Consider the following 23583-nt stretch of genomic DNA (forward strand, 5'->3'; position numbering starts at 1 on the left):
TAAAAAGAGTAGATAAGACCCATTATGCACAACACCTCGCAATCTGCTGCATTGATCACTCTGTTCGAAAACGCTAGCGCACCGGGCTCAACTGCCACATTCGGCCTGCGCGATCGCCTGTGCGCGGCATTGCGACAGGCAATTAATACCGGAGCGCTAAAGACAGGGCAAAGGCTACCTTCATCACGCATGTTGGCCGCCGATCTAAAATTGTCACGTATCACCGTAGAAGCCGCTTATGCGCAGATAGAAGCCGAAGGCTATTTACAACGTCATGCTGGTAAAGGAACATTTGTCAGCCTATTACTTCCCCACCCTTTGGCACCGAGTAAGAAGGCTACCGCTCCTGCAAAGCTCGCAAGGTTGTCAGTCCGGGGAGAAAAAATAGTGGGCACCGGCGGATGTCGTGACCCGCAGTACCCAATGGCTTTTGCGGCAGGCTCACCGGATTTGCGCGTATTTCCGCTGAAAATTTGGAAACAGCTGACGGGAAAACAACTGCGTATACAGGGTGAACAGCTGCTGGGATACGGTGACCCGCAGGGGTATTCACCTCTGCGTGAAGCGATAGCCAGCTATTTGCAACAATCACGCGGCGTATTATGCACCGCAGAACAAATCATGATCACCACCAGCTCGCAGCAGGCGCTGCAACTGCTGGCGATGCTGCTTATTGACCCCGCTGATGTTGTCTGGCTGGAACAGCCCGGTTACCTTGGGGCACGCAATGCTTTTGCCAGTGCTGGTGCCAACATTTGTGCTGTTCCGGTTGATAAAGAAGGGATCAGCCCGACGGTGGATTTACCCGTGCCACGCCTTATGTACCTGACGCCGTCTCATCAGTACCCAACAGGCGTCAGCTTGAGTTTACCGCGACGCTTGCAACTGCTCGACTACGCCAAACGTCACGGCAGTTGGATCATCGAGGATGATTACGACAGCGAGCTACACTACGACGGACGACCACTTCCCGCGATGCAGGGGCTGGATAAACATCAGCAAGTGATTTATCTCGGCACCTTTTCGAAAGTACTTTTTCCGTCACTTCGTTTAGCCTATATCGTTTTGCCGCCAGCGCTGGTTACCCCCATGGTGACGCTACGCACCGTCAGCGACGGCCACTCTTCCCAACTGATGCAGGCCGTGACCGCTGAATTCATGCAAGCCGGGTATTTTGCCTCACACCTGCGTTTTTCCCGTCAGCTTTATCACAGTCGTCGTGATCACCTACTTGCACAAATTAACCAAAAACTCGGCTGGCTTACGCCACAGGTTGCCACCGGAGGATTGCAGATCGCCACACAATTGCCCGCCGGGCAGGAATGGCATTTCAGCACGCTGGCCGCGCAGGCAGGTGTTGAAACACCCCGCCTGTCGCCATTATTTCTGAATGCGACTGAGACATCAGCCCAGCATCAGGACGGCTGGCTGCTCGGCTTTTCTGCTCTGACACCCGCCGAGATCACGAGGGCCGTCAATCGACTGGCTTCCATCAAACTGCCTGCTACATAGCCACCAGCGGCAGCAGGAACCAACCAGCCAAAGCGCTGCCGATTAAAAACGGAAAAGAGTAGTAGTGGAATTTCAGCCAGATCTCGCGGTCATTAGCCATGCGCAGTGCGATCAGGTTGGCAAGTGACCCAATCGCTAAGCCAAAGCCCCCAGCGTTGACGGCATAGGCCAGCAGCGCGTTAGCAGGAACCGTGTTGATCATCAAAATAGTCGCGGGAACGTTGCTGATCACTTGAGAAAGCCCAATCCCCAGCGCATAAACGCCCATTGGGGGCAACAGCCCCATTTGCTCAACCGCGCCCTGCACGAATCCCAAACCTACGATCAACCGCACATCGATAAACATGGCGATAAATACTGCGATCAACGGCCAGTCGATACGTATAAGCACCTGTCGGGCCAGCAGTAAAAAACAGAGCATTACGGCCAACAAGCCATAGACCGCCAGACCAGAGTCCACGCAGCCGATAAAAATCACGTACATCATCAGGCAACTGAACAGCAGCTTCTTTCTGTAGGGATTGCCTTCGTTATTTTCCAGCCGCTGGAGCGTGGTTGGCGGAAAGCTGAACCATGTTGTTATCAGTAACGCCAATAGGCTGACCAAGGCCAGTGGGGCCATTTGCATGATAAATGCAATAAATGATAGCCCGGACTGATTCCATAAAAGAATATTTTGCGGGTTTCCGATCGGCGTCAGCAAGGAACCTGCGTTAACGGCCAGTGCTTCAAAAATGATTAACCGCGTTACCGGCAACGTGGAGAGTTTCTTTAGTGTGATCGTCAGCGGAATGACAATAAATAGCGCAACATCATTGGTCATAAATGTCGACAGCAGCGCTGCAGCGCCGACCAAAAACAGCGCCAGATAACGTTCATTATTAATGGCGCTAATCATCTTGCGGCCAATGAAATCGAAATAGCCACTGATCTCAACGCCTTTGCTCAGCATCAACAAACCGATTAACGTCACGATGGTTGACCAGTCAACAAACTGCGGGAACTGGACAATTTTCTCTGGCTGAAACAGGCTCAGCGCCATACCCAGTAAAAATAGAATGTGCAAAAAACGGTCGTGTAAGAAAGGGTTAATCAGTGTTTGTGCAACAGAGGTGCGCATGGTGATTTCTACTATAAAGAGAGGGCTATCTGATGTGCTGACATTACCGAAAGTGCCTGCGTCCTGCCAGTGTAAAAGTGAGTTGCACCGCGATGTTTCGCATTTAAATAAATTTTTTACATAGAAATTTAAAACTTCACAACGTCATGAGTATTGGCGACTACTCTAAGCCGGGTAAGCCATCAGTCAGCGGTAGAAAAGAGTTTACCGCTGACTGGAGGACTTAATTAAGCGTTGAAGTCGGTGTGAAGATGCTCAGTTGTCTCTTCCAACGCACAATATCGATCAGCAGGAAAATGACCAAGCTGACGCCCATTAGCGGCAAGGATAACGACAAACAAATCACCACCAGCAAGACCGGGCATTGCAGGCTGAATGGCATCCGTTGCCATGTGTGCATAAGCGTCAGTCCAGGGTTGCTGGTGCTGTTCATTTGCGGACGGCGGAGCCACCAAAGCCGGTATCCCCAGCCAATCATCAGACATAAACCCAGTCCAAACGCCACGAGGATAATCTGGTTCCAAATACCAAAAAGAATTCCCATATGGGCATCAACACCCCATCGTGTCAGCTTAGCCAGCAAAGGAAAATGAGCAAAACGAGTGTGGTCGATAATCGCCAGCGTCCCAGGATTAACCGATACCGCATCAACGCGGGTTGGCCAACGGCGATCCACTTCAGTGACGGTCCAGGCTTTGTCAGCGGTGTAGGCGGGTCTGATCTCAATTTTTGCGGCATTGATTCCAGCATGACGGGCAGCATTAACGACCTGATCAAAGACAACCGGCAGTACTGTAACGGCTGCCGTAACGCTCGCAGGCTGTTTTTCTGCCATATTCATTTCAGGCATATCTGGCATATTCATGCTGCTGTTATTCGCAGCATGGTGGTCGGCATGCTCATCCATAGGTAAAGCCGGTGTGCCAGCCAACAAGTGGGTAGAGACCGATGGTGTCATCCAGCCCATTTTAGCCCGTAACAGGCTGATATTATCGCCTGCCCACTGTGACCATGTCAGGCCAGTGACCGATAAAAACAGCAGTCCGGCAATGAGGGTCAGACCCAGCCAACTGTGCCAGCGGCGGCTATTGTGCTGTTTGGCCGCTATACCTCGTAGCTTCAGGTTACTGCGTATTTTCTTCCGCCCTGTCACCCACAATACCACTCCGCCAAGTGCGGCAACCCAAAGCCACGATGCAGCCAACTCGCTGTAATTACGCCCCAGATCGCCCAGTAATAATCCCCGGTGCAACTCGTCCAGCCAGGTTCTGAAGGGTAAGATTCCGCTGGTGCCGTATACCGTCAATTCCCCCAGGGTCTTGAGTGTTACCGGATCCACAAACATTGCGCGGCTTTTGGAGGCACCGAGTTCAGGATCTGAAAACATAACACGGGTAGTTTGCCCTTGAGCGGGCGACGGACGAACGGCATAGATTTTGACATTTCCACCGGCAACGGCTTGCGCGGCTTCAATTTGGCGGGATAAAGGCTGTATATCACCTCTCGAAGAGGTGTAAAGCTCATGGGCGTACAGGTGGTTTTCCAACTGCGGCGTCAGGACATATAAAGTACCGGTTAAGGCCGCAACAAAAATAAATGGGCCGACGAACAGGCCGATGTAAAAATGGATCCGCTTAAGCAATGCAAGAAATGCGGCTTTTGCCGTCAATTTATTGGAAACAGCAGGATGGGTCATCAGTATTATTCCTGATTTTTCAAATAGCAGGCACCCGACGGCTACGCTGAAGAGACACCGTTATGGGAATGTTTGGAAAGAAAACAGCAGGCTATTGAAAATCAGGCGGTGCGCGAGGTTGTGCGTCATTATAAAAAGCAGGAGAACGAAAATGGTTAGCCAGCAGGAAAGGCGGTGCCTGACCTGATACCTCGGAAGACCACAGCAGGGAGAGCGCCAGAATGTGCAACAACGGCAAGTGCGCCAGCAGCACACAGTAACCACAGGCGGCATCACTCATATCACCGGTCATCATCCCCTGCCCCTTATCACCGGATGACATGGCATGATGAATGTCAGTATGGTCGCCATGCTCCCCTTTCTGGGCCGGAAGCATCCCATCTTCAGGCATGTTTATCGAAGACATATCCATCCCCGACATCCCCGGCATCATTCGATGCATGACACCCGCTGACACCAGTGATTTAGACACCACCGGAGCGATAAACAGCATCAATATCGCCACTATCCCCAACCCTGCGGAAAAGTGCAGATACCGATGATTGATTTGTCGAAGTGAAAGCATGATGTCATCAAAGTGATAATAAGAAGCGGCTAAATTGTACCTGAACTGTTGAGATTTAACAGAAAGGAAAAAGTGCAGATGTAAAAAAGCCCGCTCGCAGGCAGGCTATTTTTTCATACTTAACGACAGGCGTTATTTGTCGTTTGTCATCTTACGCATCACCAACGTGGCATTAGTACCACCGAAGCCGAAGCTGTTGGACATGACCGTCGTCAGTTTACGCTGAGTCGGCTTGGTCACGATGTCCATGCCTTCTGCTGCTTCATCGAGGTTTTCAATGTTGATGCTTGGTGCGATAAACCCATGTTCAGCCATCAGCAAAGTGTAAATCGCTTCATGCACACCAGCAGCACCCAGCGAGTGACCGGTCATGGCTTTGGTAGACGAGAGCGCAGGCGTTTTATCGCCAAAGACTTCATGGATTGCACCCAGTTCTTTCACATCGCCAACCGGTGTAGAAGTGCCGTGGACGTTGATGTAATCGATCGGAGTATCCACACCCTTCATGGCCATTCTCATGCAACGTACTGCACCTTCGCCGGAGGGAGCGACCATGTCAGCGCCGTCAGACGTTGCGCCGTAGCCCACGATTTCAGCGTAAATATGCGCGCCACGGGCCAAAGCGTGTTCCAGCTCTTCAACCACCACAATACCGCCACCGCCAGCAATGACGAAACCGTCGCGATTCTGGTCGTAAGTACGGGATGCTTTTTCAGGCGTGTCGTTGAAACGGGTAGACAGCGCGCCCATTGCATCGAACTCACAGGCCATTTCCCAGCAAAGCTCTTCGCCACCGCCGGCAAATACGACATCCTGCTTGCCAAGTTGGATCATTTCTACCGCGTTACCAATACAGTGAGCAGAGGTCGAACAGGCAGAGCTGATGGAATAGTTAACACCTCGGATTTTGAACGGAGTTGCCAGACAGGCAGACACACCGGACGCCATCGCTTTGGTCACCATGTAAGGACCCACACCTTTCAGACCTTTGGCACGCATACCGTCAGAACCTGCAACCTGGTTACGCGGAGAGCCGCCACCAGAACCTACGATCAGACCGGTACGGTCGTTGGAAACCATTTCCGGAGTCAGACCAGAGTCTTCAATTGCCTGCTGCATGGAGAGGTAAGCGTAGATAGAAGCATCGCTCATGAAACGCACAATCTTACGGTCAATAAGCCCCGCAGTGTCTAATTTCACACCACCCCAGATATGACTGCGCATTCCGGCATCTTTCAACTCTTGCGAGAAGGTGATCCCTGAGCGTCCTTCCTGCAGAGAGGCCAGAACTTCCTGCTTGTTGTTACCAATGCTCGAGATAATACCCAGGCCAGTAATGACTGCACGTTTCATTTAATACCTCTTGTACTATTAACTAACTATTCAGGATTTCGTCACGCACTCTAGCGTACAGTTGTACGCCGAACAAGTCCGATCAGCAATTCGTTGTGTAAATCGCAGTAAATTTGCACGAAGTCAAACACGCCGTTAAACTTCGGCATCGCCTTGAACTGAGAGAGTTTCACGTGAGTCATTCCCCTATCCAGCCTGCAGAATTGAGTTGGAACGAACAGGGTACACCTGTTTCCCGACATTTTGATGACGTCTACTTTTCTAACCAGGATGGCTTACTAGAAACACGCCATGTATTCCTGAGCGGTAACGGTTTTCCCGAGCGTTTTGCCTCTCACCCACGCCCGCTGTGCGTGATAGCTGAGACAGGATTTGGCACCGGTTTAAACTTTCTTACACTGTGGCAAGCTTTTGATACTTTTCGTCAAACCCCCTCAGATGCCCCTCTAAAACGCCTGCATTTCATCAGCTTCGAAAAATTCCCTCTTTCAGCCCCGGACCTGATGGCTGCTCTGGCGCGCTGGCCAGAACTTGCGGCATATACCGCAAAGTTGACCGAACAGTGGCCGCTGCCGTTTTCTGGTTGTCACCGTCTGCTGTTTGATGGCGGTCAGGTGACACTTGACCTGTGGTTTGGCGATGTCACAAGCCTGCTTCCGGCATGTGACAGCAGCATGAATCAGCAGGTCGATGCCTGGTTTTTAGACGGCTTTGCGCCCTCGAAAAACCCGGATATGTGGACTGCCGACGTATTTAACAATATGGCACGCCTGTCACGCGCCGGAGGCACGCTGGCGACCTTTACCGTGGCCGGTTTTGTGCGCCGCGGTTTGCAGGACGCCGGTTTTGATGTCATGAAAGTGAAAGGGTTCGGTGAGAAGAAACACATGCTCAGCGGTACGATGAATCATCCGCTGCATTTGCCACATCCAGCGCCCTGGTATCGTCGCCCTTCCGCTGAAAAAACGACCAACATCGGCATTATTGGTGGCGGTGTCGCCAGTGCGGTATTAGCGCTGGCGCTGTTAAGGCGTAATTATACCGTCACGCTGTATTGCGCCGATAAGCACCCCGCCAGCGGTGCGTCAGGCAATCGTCAGGGCGCGGTCTACCCGCTGCTCAATGGCAGAAACGACGTGCTTGAGCGTTTCTTTGCCCATGCGTTTACCTTCGCCCGCCGCCAGTATCAGACGATTGCCGCTCAGGGCGTGCCGTTTGACCATCAATGGTGCGGCGTCAGCCAGCTTGGTTATGATGCAAAAAGTCAGGGGAAAATCGACCAAATCCTGGCGGGTGATTGGCCGTCAGCGTTGGCCACTGGGCTGTCGCAGCAGGAATTAACGGACGCTTGCGGGCTGGCTTGCGGGAACGGCGGTATCAGCTACCCGCTCGGTGGCTGGTTATCCCCGGCCCAACTGACCACAGAATTGATGGCCTTGGCGGAAAAGCAGGGATTAATCGTGCACGTCAATCAGCGGGCCTGCGGATTACAATGGCGCGAAGATCAGCGCTGGCAAGTGGATTTCACCGACGGGCCAGCAGCCATGCATGACAGCATCGTTCTGGCGAACGGCGCTGATATCACCGATTTCACGCAAAGCGCCATGCTGCCGGTGTACGCCGTCAGCGGTCAGGTTTCGCATCTTCCGACCACACCTACGCTGCAAAAGCTCAAGCAGGTGTTGTGCTACGACGGTTATATGACGCCGGAAAATCCGCGCAATCAGCATCACTGTATTGGTGCGAGTTATCACCGCGCCGATAAATGTACGGACTATCGCGACGACGACCAGCAGCAAAACCGCCAGCGTCTGATTGACTGCATTCCCTCTGAGGAGTGGCCAAACGAGGTGAATGTCAGCGCCGGTGAAGCCCGTAACGGCGTACGCTGTGCGACCCGCGACCACCTGCCAATGGTGGGGGCGATTGCAGATTATGACGCCACGCTAGCCGAATATAAAAAACTGGATATCGCAGTGAAACGCGGTCAGCCGGTGGCTAATGCTCCCTGCCATCACAATCTCTTTCTGCTCGGTGCGCTGGGTTCACGCGGGCTGAGCTCTGCCCCGCTGGCAGCCGAAGTCCTCGCTGCACAAATCGCCGGAGAGCCGATGCCGCTCGACAGTGAGACGCTGGCAGCGCTTAACCCCAACCGCATGTGGATCCGCAAATTGATTAAAGGCAAACCGGTGGTTCAGGAATATGTCTGAAATGACAAAGGGCCAAGCGGCCCTTTGTTTTCAAGAATAGAATCATGTTTTCAAAAATAATGCTACGCGATTATTTTTCTTCTGGCAGCGATGCCTGATACAGCGTTTCCCAAATACCCAGCACCAAAACCTGATCACGCGGTGAGAGCTCACCGGCCTGAATAGCTTTGTCCAACCCTTGCTGGACCAATGTTTTCAAACCGTCAGTACTGTGCTCGCCCTGCGCTTCCGCATCGGCTACCGCCACGGTCAGATGGCCTCGCAGATAGCCACTGGCGAACAGCTCGTCATCGCTGGCGTTTTCAACCATTTCGTCGATCAGCGTCATAATACGCGCTTCAAATTCTGCGATCATCAATCACCCTCTATTCTTCGATATTCTCAAATTTATTCAAGCGGCTGGAGCGCAGGGAAATCCTCAGCCGTCAATGGAGCCGTATTGTAAAACGATTGTAACGCTTTTATAAAGCGTGCCGGACGTGGTGGAATACCTTCGCGCAACATTTTTAACACTTCCTGGCGTACTTTATTCTGGAAACCGACCCGGTCTGGTTCACAGTCGCCGCTTAGATTGTCACAGCTGACGTTAAAGCTGAAACCGGCAGCGGCGCAAAACAACCACTCGTAGGCTTGAGGTTTGATCTCAACTTTTTCGAACTCACTTTGCGTCTGAGCATCACGTCCGTCGGGGCAATACCAGTATCCGAAATCAACCAATTTGTGCCGTTCAGCACCGGCCACACACCAGTGGGAAATCTCATGCATCCCGCTGGCGTAGTAGCCGTGGGCAAACACAATGCGGTTAAATTTTTCCTGCTCATCGGCCGGTAAATAGATAGGTTCGTCGTCACCTTTCACCAGACGTACGTTGAATTCCTCAAAGAAACAGGAATCAAAAATGTCGATCAATTGACGATAATTATGTGTTGCAGTCGAATCTGACATAGTGGCAGCGAAACTCAGTAAATAAATTCAGGGGCGACAATATACCCTTGCTTATAGGGTGACTTTTATGACTTCGGGCAAGTCATATAAGGAAAACGTCACCTCGTTCACTTCCCCAAAATAGTGGGAGAGGCAGCAAAGCGGCAAGCCAGTGGAGCAGGATGAACTGACATAAGTCAGTGATTCTGATCCGCGAACGCAACCAACACAGCTGTAGCTTCAAATATGCAGGGTAAGCCAGTGGTGGATTTCAGCGCCGTGATTGTCATAAATCAACTTGCAGCTCATCACGACGGAAACGATCACCACCATCGGGCGAATCATTTTCTGCCCTTTGCTGAGCACCATACGGGCGCCCATTCGAGCACCGAGAAACTGCCCTGCCATCATCACAAAACCTACGCCCCACAACACTTTCCCGCCAAGTATGAAGAACAGAAGACCGCCAAAGTTGGAGGTAAAATTCAGCACCTTGGCATGGGCTGTGGCTTTCGCAAGATTGAAACCGCACAGCGTCACAAATCCCAACGCATAGAAGGAACCGGCACCGGGACCAAAGAAACCATCGTAAAAACCCACGCAACCCCCGCCGACCAGCGCATAGGGTAAGGCCGACAGACGGCGATGACGGTCATTTTCACCCAATTTAGGGGTGAGCAGAAAGTAAAGCCCGATACCGATGATCAACAAGGGCAAGATTTGTCGCAGCATGTCGGCCTGCAAACGCTGAATTAAAATCGCACCCAGCACCGCACCCACAAATGTACAGGCAATATTCAGCTTTTGATCGTTAAGATCCACGACCCCGCGTCGTACAAAATAGAGGCTGGCGGAGAAGGATCCACCAACGGCTGAAAGCTTGTTGGTGGCAATCGCTTGTGCCGGAGATATCCCAGCGGCCAGTAGCGCAGGCAAACTGATAAGCCCTCCGCCACCCGCAATAGAATCAATAAATCCCGCCACTACAGCCACTAAAAACAGAACGCCTACTACCCATGGGGCAACAATCAACCAATCCATTTTTCTTTCAGTCTCACTGTACGTGGAGGACAAATATTAAAGAACGTGCTTATCCAGCAGAGCCTGGCATAAAGGCGGTAACGGTGGCGGCTCTTTTTTGACTGGTGTTCCACTACCCGGTTTAGGCGGCAGGAACCAGCTTTGCAACTCAGCACCACAGCCGTCGCCCGGTGGAGGCGGAGCCTGATCCAAGCATTCCAGACTGCCCGCCGGGCAGCTTAAACGCACATGCATATGCGCGCGGTGCCCAAACCATGGGCGGACTTTATGTAACCATTCACGGTCACTGCCCGCATCGGCACAAAGCTGCTGCTTGATGGCGGGATTGACGAAAATACGCGTCACATCGCTGTCCTGCGCGGCAAGTTTGATCAGCGTTTCGATGCGCGGTTGCCATAGGCGTTGGTTCACCGTTTTTCCATTCGCATCGACCAAATCGATAGGTTGAGGTTTGAGCAGCATCTGCTCGCTCCAGCGTTGGCGAGGGAGTTGCAGCCAAATATCCACATCCAGGCCAGATTGATGGCTGGCATGACCGCTGCTGAAACGCCCGCCGGCCGGCATCGCCATATCGCCAATTAGTACCGTACCGAGGCCTTTAGCATTAGCCTGAATCCCCAGACGTTTGATAAAAGCCAGCAGATCGGGCTGACCGAAATAGCGCCGCTGATCGGGGCGCATCACCTGATAGTCCGGTGAGTTAAGAGGTAATGGATATGCACCGATCTGGCAGCCGTTGGCGAAGCCGCCAATGGCCTGCGGTGAACCGGGAATCGGCTGGGTGATTTTTTGCCAGGGCGTTACCGCGAGGGCTGGCGCACAGAGCGCCAGCGACAGCAGACCGGCGCAGGTATTTTTAAACACGTTGAATGACATCAGTGCAAATCTCATCACAGGTTTACCAGCGTGGAACGTCTGAATGAACATCACCATTTTGCGCACGCTGACGCAGCAGATGATCCATCAGCACAATCGCCATCATCGCTTCAGCGATCGGCACGGCGCGGATACCCACACAGGGATCATGGCGGCCTTTAGTGATCATCTCCACCGACTCACCTTCACGATTGATCGTTCGGCCAGGCACGGTAATGCTCGACGTGGGTTTCAACGCCAGGTGTGCAATCACGGGCTGGCCGCTACTGATGCCGCCAAGAATGCCGCCTGCATGGTTGCTTTCGAAACCCTGCGGAGTGATTTCATCGCGATTTTCGCTGCCACGTTTGTTGACCACGGCAAAACCATCGCCAATCTCCACGCCTTTCACTGCGTTGATACTCATCAGCGCGTGAGCGATATCCGCATCCAAACGGTCAAATACAGGTTCGCCCAAACCCGTTGGGACATTCTCAGCAATAACGGTGATTTTGGCGCCCACAGAGTCACCGGCTTTTTTTAGCTCACGCATCAGCTCATCAAGCGCTTCCAGCTTGGATTCATCCGGGCAGAAGAACGGGTTAGTCTCTACCAGATCCCAGTCTTTCAGCTCGCAACTAACATCACCAATCTGCGCCAGATAGCCGCGCACTTTCACACCAAATTTCTGTGCCAGATACTTCTTGGCAACGGCACCAGCGGCCACGCGCATCGCCGTTTCACGGGCAGAAGAACGACCACCGCCGCGATAGTCACGCACGCCATATTTCTGCTCATAGGTGTAATCAGCATGACCAGGACGGAATACGTCTTTGATGGCACTGTAGTCTTGCGAACGCTGGTCAGTATTCTGAATGGTCAGACCAATGCTGGTACCGGTAGTCACCCCTTCGAATACGCCAGAGAGAATGTTAACTTCATCGGCTTCACGGCGCTGGGTGGTATAGCGCGAGGTGCCCGGACGGCGTCTGTCGAGATCCTGTTGCAGATCGGCTTCGGTCAACGGAATACCCGGAGGCACGCCATCAATGATACAACCCAAAGCGACGCCATGGGATTCGCCAAAGGTAGTGACGCGGAAAAACTGCCCAATACTGTTCCCTGCCATCACGGCTCCTTACATGTTGAGTTAGTGGTTAAGTGATACACGGTCAGTCGCGAAAAATCTTGAAATGCTCTGCGCATTCAATAAGTTGCTGTTTGGTCAGCATGAACACACCGTCACCTCCGTTCTCGAACTCCAGCCAGGTGAACGGGATGTCTGGATATTGATCTATCAGATGTACCATGCTGTTACCCACTTCACAAATCAACACGCCATCATCGGTCAGGTAGTCTGGTGCGCAGGAGAGAATCCGGCGCGTCAGCTTCAGACCGTCGCTGCCGGAGGCCAAACCAAGCTCTGGTTCATGGCGGTACTCCTGCGGCAGGTCTGACATGTCATCTTCATCCACATACGGCGGATTAGTCACAATCAGGTCGTACTGTAGCGCGGGTAAGTCGCGGAACAGATCGGATCGAATAGGCGTAACCCACTGCTCAATACCGTGCGCCTCAATGTTTTGTTCGGCGACCGCCAATGCATCAGATGAGATATCCACTGCATCGACTTCGGTTTCCGGATAAGCATACGCGCAGGCAATCGCAATGCATCCGCTACCGGTGCACATATCGAGAATGTGTTGTGGTTTGTCGTGCAAGATGCCGGAGAAGCGGTTGTTGATCAGCTCCCCAATAGGTGAACGCGGAACCAGCACGCGCTCATCGACGTAGAACTCCATGCCACAGAACCAGGCTTTATTCGTCAAATAGGCAACCGGCACGCGTTCGTTTACACGACGGATCACACGTTCAATAATGCGATGGCGTTCACTGGAAGTCAGGCGGGCAGAGTGCATATCCTCAGGAATATCTAGCGGCAAAAACACGCTTGGCAATACCAGCTGAACGGCCTCGTCCCAGGGATTATCGGTACCATGACCATAGTACACATTCGCAGCGTTCAGGCGACTAACGGTCCAACGAATCATATCCTGGATGGTGTGAAGCTCACTGACCGCTTCATCAACGAATATTTTGTCCAATTTTCTCTCCTGACGGCACGCAGTCATTTAACAAGCGCTTAACCATGGGTTTACAGTGCATCGTTTGGCGCATAGTTTGCCATGAAGCCCGCCACAAATCAGCAGCTATAGCGCGTTCTTACGAGAAGTGCTGGAGAATATAAGTCGGAGTTTCCTTTATACGATGTGACATGCGCAGGTACACTGTTGAAATGACCTAAGAATGATGACGAATCCATGAAGAAAAAACATGCGCTGAGCCCCGAGGAGAAGAGTCTCTTTCGTGACGCGGTGCCAGGCATCAAGCGCCTGCAAAATGACACCATCACCCATCGGCCGCTGCGTAAAAAGGTGACGGTGATATCACCCAAAAAATTGCTTCAGGAGCAAGTGGACGCCAGCTATTATTTCTCCGATGAATTTCAGCCAATGCTGCAAGAAGAGGGACCGGTGCGACATATCCGGCCTGATGTCAACCATTTTGAACTGAAGAAACTTCGGCGGGGGGATTATTCGCCTGAACTGTTTCTCGATTTACACGGCCTGACGCAGCGCGAAGCGAAGCAAGAACTGGGAGCGCTGATTGCTGCCTGTCGCCGTGAACATGTGCATTGTGCCTGCGTGATGCATGGACACGGCAAACATATTCTCAAGCAACAGACACCGTTGTGGCTGGCGCAGCACCCAGATGTACTGGCCTTTCATCAGGCACCGAAAGTGCTGGGCGGAACCGCAGCACTGCTGGTGTTAATCGAGTTGGATGATAAATTGCTGTAACACAGTGAGCGGGAGCGAAAAGCCAGAAAGCAGAAAGGCACAGCAAGCTGCGCCTTCAGCTGACAACGTTCTGGCCTCGTGGCCAGGGCATTGATCTACGACGCGGGTCGTTTTCTGGTGTACCCACCACAGGGGCATTAGACATTTTTTGCCTGAAAAAAGTACGACTCAAAAAAACTGCCACTAAATGGGATCATGCACAACAACGATCATTCCATGAATCGCGGTAGATAATATTTCCGTCAGTGTACTTCCAAGTGATCGCCTCATAACGTAACTCGAGCGTTTCCAGATGCGTACTGCTCATGCCGTTTGGTGCCAGGTACGGCGCAATCGTCGTGATCTTGACGTTATCCAGGATGATATTGAAATACTCGGCCTCGATGCCGGATTCCAAGATACGGTACATCTTGATTGTTGCCTTCTTCATGGTTCGGCCTTCACACACAGCGCGATACAGGAGTGGCGTAGTCTGGTCGAATTCTTTCACTACCGTGATAGGCCGATGAACGCGCGTGCCGTGAGTTTCCCCCATTGAGAATCAACGGGAATAGTGACACCGTGGGAGAATGATTTCAGTTCAATGGAGCCTGAACGCAGCGGCATCAAGCAGCTACCGACAACCGGAGAGCCGTTTTCATCTTCAAGCCATAAGTGAGCGGGAGTGGACATTCAATTTCCTTATCAGTGATAATTTAAATAACGGTTATGTTTCGACCATTACCATTTACAGTAACGTGTAAAAATAACAATCATAACTATGGCGAATACGCCTATCGGCCAGACGGGGCTATCAGGGAAAAAATACCCCTGAAATAGTGCGAAAATAATCGTGAAAATCACAGGCCCGTACAACGATGATAAAAACTTTAATTGCCACAGTAGAAATTTCTTTAGCGATTTAATCATGGTTATCGAATCATCCGGGTGATGATGCTTGCGATGCCAGAATCAGACGACCATTGCGCTTCAAGTGCACCCGCGCGTTCGAAAACCGGTTCGATCAGAAAATACATCATTTCCAGTTGTTGCATGTAAAGCGCAGAGTAATAGGCCGGATATTGGACATATAGACGATGGACACTATCCGCCGCTTTCTGAACCAAGCCATACGTAGCCACTACCCCGGCAACCGTGCCAGCCGCACGCCCCGTAAGGGCGCTGAGTTGCATACTTAGATTCAATCCAATGCGGACACTGGTAGCTACCGCTAAAGCGTATCCCGCACCTGTAAGAGTGCTGGCGGCAATATGGACATTCGCGGCCATAAGCGCTTTTTTAATGTGCTCTAATTGGTCATTGGTTTTGTATTTAAATATTTCGTCAAAGTAGATACGAAGCATTTCATAGACAACATCACCATTCTGGATAATGCGAATGACACCGTTCCTGAAGCGTAGATCTTCCGTCTTTTGTTTCTGGCAAACATCGTTATATTCATCGGTAAAACAGGACGTGTAATACAGCAGGCGGGTAGCGCCCTTCCCTAATGTTTCAATTTGATTTGTGACCTGCTGACCGACGGCAGTTACAGCGTGATCGAGCTTTAATGCGAGAATTTTATTGGTCTGTAAATAACTGATGATTTCATTGTTTCCGTACATAATTGCTCCTTGCTAATTGTGACTAAGTCCTTTCAGCACCCCAATTTACTATAATGCCTGTTTTATCGCACCACCCGAGCCGGGTTGAGTGCGAATCAGGGGAAAGCTGGGTAAAACAGCGAGTTAAAAAATCTGCAAATCCCCGAAAACGCGACAGATAAAACTTACCTGACTGCATACCTATTCGGCCAGATGAATGACGCCAGGTTTCATTCCAGATATGTGGGGTTAAAAGGGCTTGAGAGAGGACTTATGCGGTTTCAAAAAGTCATTGAAGTTGTAGCAGGAAAAAATATTGCGATCGTGCCCTTCGATCACACAAAAAGAAGAACCCCGCCAGAAATATGGGGTTCGTCAGAAAGCAGAAAGGCACAGCAAGCTGCGCCTTTCTCTCATTAGCATCCGGTTAGAGATTCATCCATACAAGCCAGAAACCCCTACCACCATCAGACTTTAGCGATCACCTGACAAGGGCTGAATTGCCAGTCAAACGTACCTTTGCCCGTTTTGGCATCAAGCTCTACGCTTGCCATCGCAGAGGTCGCAAACATCGGCGGACTGATACCTGGGCATAATTCTGCCACCAGATACCCCACCAAAGGCAAGTGCGACACCACCAGCACGGAGGAAATACCTTCAGCCGCCAGAGCCAACAATTCCTGGGCTACTGCGGCAGGATCCCCACCCGGCGTCAATTCTTTCAGAACGTCACTCTCCGCAGGTAAGGCCAACGTCTGACGCATTTTATCCAGCGTCTGCTGTGCACGTAAATACGGACTGACCAGAACACGCTGGATATTGACCGAACGGGCCTTAAGCCACGCCGCCATATGGACTGTTTCGTCACATCCACACTCGGTCAGTGGTCTGGCCGAATCGCTGGCCGCTTCGAGAGCTGCTTCACCGTGACGCATAATTACAACTTGCATATTGCACCGCTTGTGTTAACAAAAATAGCGCTATACAGAAACGCCTCGCGCGCTGTATCACCTCTGCCCAATGCTTTCCGGGGAAAGCTTGCAGGACAACTGCATGTACCACAGTTACCTGACGCGCCGTCTCTTTAATGGCGGGCGGGCATTCTGCCTGAAAAATTCACATAAAGAAAACGCTGTTTTTTACATCAACGAGTACCGCTTGTAAACCACGCAGCTCATTTATTAAACGGAACGACCACTTTTCAAACGCTTGCCCGTTGGGTGGCAACGACTTTGTCGTGTGCCAAAATGAATTCTTTATTGATGCATTATGCTCAAAAGCATTTTATGTTCCACATTCCCGCGAAAAAGCCCATCACACCGTGATACACATCACAGGATGATGCGCTTTTTTCCACCTGTGATCACTCATCGTAGAAACAGCGGCCTTCCTGCGCACGTTTGAGCAATCCGGCACAGGGCGCAAAATGCTCGCCATAGTGCTGTTGCAAACCTTGCAACGTTTGCACGACAGCGGCTGCCCCTAATTGATCAATGTAACGGAATGGGCCGCCGAGGAAGGGAGGAAAACCAATCCCGAAGACCGCGCCAATATCACCATCACGCGCACTACGCACCACCTGTTCATCCAGACAGCGCACGGCTTCGTTGAGCATAATCATCACGCAGCGACGGGCGACCTGTTCTGCGCCTTGTTGCTGCTTAGGCGTCACATTCAACAAGCGATAGATAGAGGGATCGGCTTGTTTTTTCTTCGCCTGTCGCCCTTTTGACGCATAGAGGTAGAATCCCTTGCCGTTTTTACGGCCCTTTCGCTCATCTTTAAGTACCGCATCCAGCGCCGGTGGCGCAGCAAAGCGCGGCCCCAGTGCCTCAACCAGAATGGGGATGATTTTAGTGCCGACGTCGATCCCAACTTCATCCAACAGCTGTAGCGGCCCCACCGGGAAACCAAAGTTCATGAGTGCGCTATCGATATGTTCAATCGGCTCGCCTTCAAGCAAACAACGCGTCGCTTCATTAATATAGGGAGCAAGAATGCGATTAACGTAGAACCCGGCGCTGTCACCAACCACAATGGCTGTTTTACCCTGTTTCTTCGCCAATGCCACTGTAGTAGAAATTGTCTGCTCACTGGTTCCGGCATGAGGGATCACTTCGACCAACGGCATTTTGTCCACTGGACTAAAAAAGTGCAGACCAATGACCTGTTCAGGTCTGGTAGCATTGGCTGCAATCGCATGGATCGGCAAAGAAGAGGTGTTTGAAGCAAAAATGGTCTTCGGTGACGCATAACGTTCAACTTCCTCAACCATCTGCTGTTTCAGTGACAGATCTTCAAATACCGCCTCAATCACCAGATCGACCCGCTCAAAGCCACTGAAATCGGTAGTGCCCGAGATCAACATCATCTGTCGTTGCTGTTCGCTACGTTTCAAGCGCCCGCGACGCACCCGTTTATCCAGCAGATCCCAACTGTATTTCAGCGCATGACGGATCCCTTCCTGGTTAATATCTTTTATACGCACTGGCAGACCGGCACGCGTTGCCGTCACGTTAGCGATTCCTCCGCCCATTAGACCGCCGCCGAGAATACCAATGCGCTTCAGTAACAACGGTTCGGCAGCCGCACCCTGCTCTTTTTTCAGTGTAGTGGAGGCAAAGAACAGACCGCGAAGCGCTGCGGATTGCGGTGTCATCACCAGCTCGCCAAACGCCGTTGCCTCAGCCTGATAGCCACTGGCGCGGCCGTGGTCCAGACCCGTTCTCACCACGTCGATAATTTTTTCCGTCGCGGGGTAGTTGCCGTGCGTTTTGGCACGCGTCTGTTTACGCACGAAGTGAAACAGCAGGGCTTTGCCCAGCGGGCCGCCAACCAAGCGCGCCTGCCACGGCAACGACGCGCGGGGCTGTCGCCCCAAAGCGACACGTTCCAGTGCAGTTTGTAGCAATATCGCTTGCGGAACAGTGTCGTCCACCAGCCCCATTTTTTGTGCCTGCTTTGCGCGAATACTGCGCCCGGTCAGCATCATATCCAGCGCTTTGGGCGCACCAATCAAGCGTGGCAGCCGTTGTGTTCCCCCCGACCCTGGCAGCAAACCAAGCTGCACTTCCGGCAGCCCAAGCTGGGTTTTGTCGTCCAGTGAGCAAATGCGAGCATGACAGGCAAGTGCCAGTTCCAGCCCACCGCCCAGACAAGCACCGTGAATGGCCGCCACCACCGGCACGGGAAACGCCGAAATATGGGACATAACCGATTGGCCTTTTTGCGCAAGACTGCTGGCCTCTGCCGCTGTTTTACACCCGCTAATCATGCTGATATCAGCACCAGCAATAAAAGAGTCGAGTTTGCCAGAAATAAGCACTAATCCTTTCAGCTGCGGATATTGCTGAGCTTTTTGCAAAATGGCACAAATTTGCTCAACGAATTCAGCTTTTAAGGTGTTTACCTTTTCACCGGGAACATCAATGGTGATAATGCCCACATGCTGGTCTGTCAATGTCACCGTAAAGGCTGAAGTCGGGGCCGTTTCAACAGCGATAATTTCATCACTCATTCTGCTGCCTCCAGGATCATGGCTGCGCCCAATCCGCCCGCCGCACATGCAGTCGTCAACCCGAAACGCCCGCCACGACGGCGAAGTTCATGCAACGTCTGCGTGATCATTCTCGCACCTGTCGCCGCAAATGGATGCCCGTAGGCCAGTGAACCGCCCAGCACGTTGAACTTGTCCCAATCGATTTCACCGATGGCGTGTGAACGGCCCAGTTTTTCCTGGGCAAAAGTATCACTGGCAAACATTTTGATATTTGCCAGCGTTTGTGCGGCGAAAGCCTCATGCATGTCAATTAAGTCCATATCATCGAGAGTTAATCCCGCACGATCGAGTGCTAGCGGTGTGGCATAAGCAGGGCCGAGCAACATATCTTCCCAAACGTCGATGGCAGCAAAAGCAAAACTTTTCAGGTAACCCAACGGCCGCAGGCCCAGTTCACGCGCCCGTGATTCGCTCATCATCAATACGGCGGCGGCACCGTCCGTCAGCGGCGTACTGGTCGCTGCTGTTACTGTGCCGTGGCGACGGTCGAAAGCCGGACGCAGCTTGGCATACTGGGCCAGTTCGGAATTCAGGCGAATATTGTTGTCTTGTTGCAGTACCTCACGGTAAGGCGGAACCTGGGCGGTCATCACCTGCGCATCGAGATAGCCCTTTTCCCAGGCCTGCGCTGCCAGTGAATGTGAACGGTGTGCCAGTTCGTCCTGCTGCTGACGGGTGATGCCATGGGATTTCGCCATTTGCTCGGCGGTATCCCCCATCCGTAGTCCGGTTGAATATTCGGCAACTGCTGGCGGTACCGGCAGCAGATCACGAAACTTCAATTTACTAAACAAGGCCAGCCGTTGTGACAATGTGCGGGCTTTGTTGACGTCCACCAACGTGCGGGCCAACCGTTTACTGACGCCAATCGGCAGCACTGAGGAGGAGTCCGCTCCGCCAGCAATACCTACGCCGACGGTTCCACTGAGAAGACTTTCCGCCACGTTGGCTACCGCCTGAAAACTGGTGGCACAGGCGCGTGAAACGCTATAGGCATCAGTAGCGACACTCATGCCGGTTCCCAGCACAATTTCGCGAGCAATATTCGGCGCTTCTGGCATCTGCACCACCTGACCAAACACCAGTTGATCGATGATCTTCGGGTCGATACCGCTTTTGGCCAATAGCTCACTCACCACCATTTTGCCTAAATCAACCGCCGGAATGCCATGATAAGCAGTTGCTTGTTTGGCGAAAGGCGTACGCAAACCGTCGACGATCGCAATACGATCGCCTTCGCGCGTCACCAGCGGGATAACCTTGTTCATAGCGGCTCCAGATTAAGAGGTCAGACCTGATAGTTTAGTTTTAACCATATGTTTACATTTAGCAAAGTCTAACGTGATGAAGTGGGAGCGACAGCAAAAAAAAACCGCGACCTGCAAAGGTCACGGTTTTATGAAAAGGACGTTAAGTACAAAGAAGAAATCAGCGCAGTCCGAGCTGGAAGATCATCGTCTCTGCCTGGCAAGAGAAAGTGAAGTCAATATTCAGCTCAACACCACCAGCGACGTTTTCCAGTCGGCTTTCAATCACGCAAGGCTCAGATTCGACGCTACGCGCTTTTTCGGTCAGGCCATTCAGCATGTTCTTAGCTTCCGCTTCGCTTTCAAATACGCGGCTATAACTGGCGGTGCAATCGGTATTATCCATGATGGTGCCGACATCCACACAGCAACATGCTGCCGTTTCTTCCGCGCCACATTTGTTAATGGAATGCAGCGGCTTGGTGGATTTCGAAGACAGAGTTACGTCAGACATAATGTTCTCCCGGTACTGACCACAACGTTTGCGAGTCGGCCCTGTTAGTCATTAAAAGGATATTTTCGGACTTCATTTTACGCCTCTCAGCCCTACCAGCCTAGCACTTACTTTTTGTGTGACTTTTAAGTGATTAAGATCACAAAAATAATCATGCCTGGTTAAATTCATCTCTAATAACCGTCTAAAACGTTAATTAGTTCAGTTTGAATTGTTTGTTTTTTGTTAAGCACGTCTAATTTTTAGCATCTAATTGGAAATATCTGGGAAACATGATTGCAACATGTGTACAGGTCGGACCTATACTTCGCTCACTGGTCTGATTTGTCAGACTGAGAACGAACCCTACAATCCCGCGCTCATTGTTACTTGATGTAACATTGCTTGATAAAAAACATAAAATTGAGGTTTTGGTCATGAACCAGAAAAACCTGTTTAAAAAATCAGTTCTGGCAGCCGCAGTGGCAATCGTTTCATCAAATGTGTATGCGGCAGGTTTTCAATTAAACGAATACACTGCAGCCGGGCTCGGTCGTTCGTTTTCAGGTGAAGGCGCCATTGCGGACTCCGCAGCATCCGGCAGCCGCAACCCGGCAACCATGACCATGTTCTCACGTCCCGCTTTCTCCATCGGCGCTGTCTATATTGACCCTGACGTTAATATCAGCGGCAAATCCCCGGTGACTGGCAACAGTACCAGCGCTGATAACATCGCCCCAAATCAGTGGGTGCCAAATATCCATTTCATTATGCCGCTGAACGACCAGTGGGCGATTGGCGCGTCAGCCACGTCCAACTATGGTCTGGCGACTGAGTTTAATGATAATTACGCCGCGGGCCCGATTGGCGGTAAAACCGACCTGACAACCATCAACAGCAACCTTAGCGCGGCTTACCGTTTCAATCAGCACTTTAGTGTCGGTTTAGGCTTTGATGCCGTCTATGCCAAAGCGAAAATCAGCCGTACTGCCGGTGAATTAACGGCAATTCAAACCCGCGGTCAAGTCCCTGCGAATACCGAGGTGGCGAATCTAAAAGGTAGCGAATGGGGCTATGGCTGGAACGCTGGTATCCTGTATGAAGTGGACGATAACAACCGTTATGGTTTCACCTATCGTTCTAAAGTAGATATCGATTTTAACGGGGATTACAAAAACTCTATTCCTCAGCAGCTCGGCGGCTTGGGTGGGCAAACCATTCCTGGTGATCTCACGCTAAACCTGCCAGAGACGTGGGAAATATCGGGTTATAACAGAGTCGCGCCAAAATGGGCGATTCACTACAGCATGACATACACCAGTTGGAGTGAATTCAAGGAACTAAAAGCCACCGGCTCCAACGGACAGACTCTGTTCCAGAAACAGGAAAACTATCACGATGCTTGCCGTATCGCGCTGGGTACCACTTATTATTATGATGATAACTGGACCTTCCGCACTGGTATTGCTTTTGATGACAGCCCGGTTCCACAAGATAACCGCACGATCTCTATTCCCGATCAGGACCGTGTATGGATCAGCGCCGGTACGACTTATGCATTCAATAAAGATGCCTCAGTCGATTTAGGTATTTCTTACATGCATGGACAGACCGTGAATATCAGCGAGAAAGTGGCTGATGGTGTACCAAACTATGAGTTCCAGGCAAAAGGTACCGCTATGTTGTATGGCGCGAACTTTAACTACAGCTTCTAATTGTTCAGGTTGAATATCAGAAATGAAAAAGCGCCGGAAGGCCTGAGGGATCCCCAGAAATATCATCAGTAGACCATGATGATGTCTCGGTAAGCCCTCGCCATTTCTTCATAAACACTGTCGGGGTTCATCCCCGACAGTGTTCCCGGTGATTGTCGTATAACGTTTTTACTCAGTGTCAGATACGACAACACCCTTCTCGATTTAATGCTGTTCGCCTGAAACTAACAATTTATCCCTTTCTTTTCAAGGTAATAACCTGTCATCCACATAACGATACTGTAGAGCGTTGCAACCAGGCACAGTACCGAAATCCGCTTTTCTCCCCGGCTTTTACTTGCCCGCAGTCCCAGACCATAACGCTCACTTTTTTCATCCCGGAAGTTCTGTTCTATTTGCATTCGACGGCTGTAAATCTTGATTATTTCCCGTGGTTTATAACCCATCAGACTGGTAAAAATTAGCCACGGTTCCCGTGCATTCTTACGATACATCTTGTCCGTTCTGGGGTAACGCTGGTTGCCTTTTCTGCCCGTCGCTCGCTTATGCACTGTATAAAAATGCCCCAGACAATCCCGACTAGCGTTACGTGCCAGCCGGCCAAAGCCCAGATAGGTTGGCTTCGTTGTTGAAGCAATATCCCGTGCCATTTGCCACTCTTCACCACCGGTTATCTGAAAATACAGGCTTCCCCTTACGCGTCCGACAAAATGCCAGCCCAGTGAACGAATATGATGGAACCAGCTGCTGCGAAATCCGCCATCTGTCACGATGATGACCTGTTTATCTTTGCCGATAGCGGCAGCCATCTGATCAAGAAAGTCGTTCTGAACGGTGGAGTTGTTCTGA

Annotated in this window: 19 protein-coding genes and 2 pseudogenes; 4 read left to right on the forward strand and 17 right to left on the reverse strand. The window is 51.5% G+C overall.

What is annotated here, in order from left to right:
- Window positions 1–24 precede the first annotated feature (24 nt).
- Window positions 25–1512, forward strand: coding sequence for a MocR-like pyridoxine biosynthesis transcription factor PdxR (pdxR, locus tag IEV89_RS15830; protein WP_188474500.1), 1488 nt, complete (start codon window positions 25–27; stop codon window positions 1510–1512).
- On the opposite strand, the gene IEV89_RS15835 is transcribed toward pdxR, so the two are convergent.
- The 4 genes from IEV89_RS15835 to fabB all read right to left on the reverse strand — a co-directional run bounded on the left by IEV89_RS15835 (window position 1505) and on the right by fabB (window position 6246).
- Window positions 1505–2632 carry an SLC13 family permease gene (locus tag IEV89_RS15835; RefSeq protein WP_188474501.1) on the reverse strand — a complete coding sequence of 376 codons (1128 nt, stop codon included), beginning with the start codon at window positions 2630–2632 and terminating at the stop codon, window positions 1505–1507. The two genes, pdxR and IEV89_RS15835, sit on opposite strands and share 8 nt — an antisense overlap.
- A 223-nt stretch (window positions 2633–2855) precedes the next feature.
- The gene (locus IEV89_RS15840) at window positions 2856–4328 is read right to left on the reverse strand and encodes a PepSY-associated TM helix domain-containing protein (RefSeq protein ID WP_188474502.1); all 1473 of its coding nucleotides are present in this window, start codon (window positions 4326–4328) and stop codon (window positions 2856–2858) included.
- Window positions 4329–4419: 91 nt separating this feature from the next.
- Window positions 4420–4893, reverse strand: coding sequence for a DUF2946 domain-containing protein (locus tag IEV89_RS15845; RefSeq protein WP_188474503.1), 474 nt, complete (start codon window positions 4891–4893; stop codon window positions 4420–4422).
- A gap of 132 nt (window positions 4894–5025) precedes the next feature.
- A complete protein-coding gene (fabB, locus tag IEV89_RS15850) occupies window positions 5026–6246 on the reverse strand; it encodes a beta-ketoacyl-ACP synthase I (RefSeq protein ID WP_188474504.1) in 1221 nt (406 codons plus the stop codon).
- 173 nt (window positions 6247–6419) lie between these two features.
- Between fabB and mnmC the strand changes: the two genes are divergently transcribed.
- Window positions 6420–8456: a bifunctional tRNA (5-methylaminomethyl-2-thiouridine)(34)-methyltransferase MnmC2/FAD-dependent 5-carboxymethylaminomethyl-2-thiouridine(34) oxidoreductase MnmC1 gene (gene mnmC, locus IEV89_RS15855; protein WP_188474505.1), complete on the forward strand. Its 2037-nt coding sequence runs from the start codon at window positions 6420–6422 to the stop codon at window positions 8454–8456.
- Window positions 8457–8526: 70 nt separating this feature from the next.
- Here the strand turns inward: mnmC and IEV89_RS15860 are convergent, their stop codons facing one another.
- The 6 genes from IEV89_RS15860 to prmB all read right to left on the reverse strand — a co-directional run bounded on the left by IEV89_RS15860 (window position 8527) and on the right by prmB (window position 13381).
- Window positions 8527–8811 carry a YfcL family protein gene (locus IEV89_RS15860; RefSeq protein ID WP_188474506.1) on the reverse strand — a complete coding sequence of 95 codons (285 nt, stop codon included), beginning with the start codon at window positions 8809–8811 and terminating at the stop codon, window positions 8527–8529.
- Between the two features lie 32 nt (window positions 8812–8843).
- Window positions 8844–9401: an elongation factor P hydroxylase gene (locus tag IEV89_RS15865; RefSeq protein WP_188474507.1), complete on the reverse strand. Its 558-nt coding sequence runs from the start codon at window positions 9399–9401 to the stop codon at window positions 8844–8846.
- Between the two features lie 219 nt (window positions 9402–9620).
- Window positions 9621–10421: a sulfite exporter TauE/SafE family protein gene (locus IEV89_RS15870; RefSeq protein WP_188474508.1), complete on the reverse strand. Its 801-nt coding sequence runs from the start codon at window positions 10419–10421 to the stop codon at window positions 9621–9623.
- Between the two features lie 36 nt (window positions 10422–10457).
- Entirely contained in the window at window positions 10458–11312 is an 855-nt protein-coding gene (gene mepA, locus IEV89_RS15875) for a penicillin-insensitive murein endopeptidase (RefSeq protein WP_229746499.1), read from the reverse strand.
- 7 nt (window positions 11313–11319) lie between these two features.
- On the reverse strand, window positions 11320–12405 hold the full coding sequence (gene aroC / locus IEV89_RS15880) for a chorismate synthase (protein WP_188474509.1): 1086 nt from the start codon (window positions 12403–12405) through the stop codon (window positions 11320–11322).
- Between the two features lie 43 nt (window positions 12406–12448).
- On the reverse strand, window positions 12449–13381 hold the full coding sequence (gene prmB / locus IEV89_RS15885) for a 50S ribosomal protein L3 N(5)-glutamine methyltransferase (protein WP_188474510.1): 933 nt from the start codon (window positions 13379–13381) through the stop codon (window positions 12449–12451).
- Window positions 13382–13597: 216 nt separating this feature from the next.
- Between prmB and smrB the strand changes: the two genes are divergently transcribed.
- The gene (gene smrB, locus IEV89_RS15890; RefSeq protein ID WP_188474511.1) at window positions 13598–14137 is read left to right on the forward strand and encodes an endonuclease SmrB; all 540 of its coding nucleotides are present in this window, start codon (window positions 13598–13600) and stop codon (window positions 14135–14137) included.
- A 193-nt stretch (window positions 14138–14330) separates the two neighbouring features.
- Here smrB and IEV89_RS15895 read toward each other — a convergent pair.
- The 6 genes and pseudogenes from IEV89_RS15895 to IEV89_RS15920 all read right to left on the reverse strand — a co-directional run bounded on the left by IEV89_RS15895 (window position 14331) and on the right by IEV89_RS15920 (window position 21040).
- Window positions 14331–14809, reverse strand: a pseudogene (locus IEV89_RS15895) (Hcp family type VI secretion system effector).
- A 239-nt stretch (window positions 14810–15048) separates the two neighbouring features.
- A complete protein-coding gene (locus IEV89_RS15900; RefSeq protein WP_188474512.1) occupies window positions 15049–15741 on the reverse strand; it encodes a hypothetical protein in 693 nt (230 codons plus the stop codon).
- Between the two features lie 446 nt (window positions 15742–16187).
- The gene (sixA, locus tag IEV89_RS15905) at window positions 16188–16670 is read right to left on the reverse strand and encodes a phosphohistidine phosphatase SixA (RefSeq protein ID WP_188474513.1); all 483 of its coding nucleotides are present in this window, start codon (window positions 16668–16670) and stop codon (window positions 16188–16190) included.
- 413 nt (window positions 16671–17083) lie between these two features.
- The gene (fadJ, locus tag IEV89_RS15910) at window positions 17084–19237 is read right to left on the reverse strand and encodes a fatty acid oxidation complex subunit alpha FadJ (protein ID WP_188474514.1); all 2154 of its coding nucleotides are present in this window, start codon (window positions 19235–19237) and stop codon (window positions 17084–17086) included.
- On the reverse strand, window positions 19234–20547 hold the full coding sequence (gene fadI / locus IEV89_RS15915; RefSeq protein ID WP_188474515.1) for an acetyl-CoA C-acyltransferase FadI: 1314 nt from the start codon (window positions 20545–20547) through the stop codon (window positions 19234–19236). Before fadI ends, fadJ begins: the two co-directional genes overlap by 4 nt.
- A 160-nt stretch (window positions 20548–20707) precedes the next feature.
- The gene (locus IEV89_RS15920; RefSeq protein ID WP_188474516.1) at window positions 20708–21040 is read right to left on the reverse strand and encodes a YfcZ/YiiS family protein; all 333 of its coding nucleotides are present in this window, start codon (window positions 21038–21040) and stop codon (window positions 20708–20710) included.
- A gap of 416 nt (window positions 21041–21456) precedes the next feature.
- Between IEV89_RS15920 and fadL the strand changes: the two genes are divergently transcribed.
- On the forward strand, window positions 21457–22734 hold the full coding sequence (fadL, locus tag IEV89_RS15925) for a long-chain fatty acid transporter FadL (RefSeq protein WP_188474517.1): 1278 nt from the start codon (window positions 21457–21459) through the stop codon (window positions 22732–22734).
- Between the two features lie 65 nt (window positions 22735–22799).
- Here fadL and IEV89_RS15930 read toward each other — a convergent pair.
- Window positions 22800–23583: pseudogene (locus tag IEV89_RS15930) on the reverse strand (IS4 family transposase); the annotation flags it as partial.

The sequence above is a fragment of the Hafnia psychrotolerans genome, from assembly GCF_014639435.1.
Taxonomy (GTDB): domain Bacteria; phylum Pseudomonadota; class Gammaproteobacteria; order Enterobacterales; family Enterobacteriaceae; genus Ewingella; species Ewingella psychrotolerans.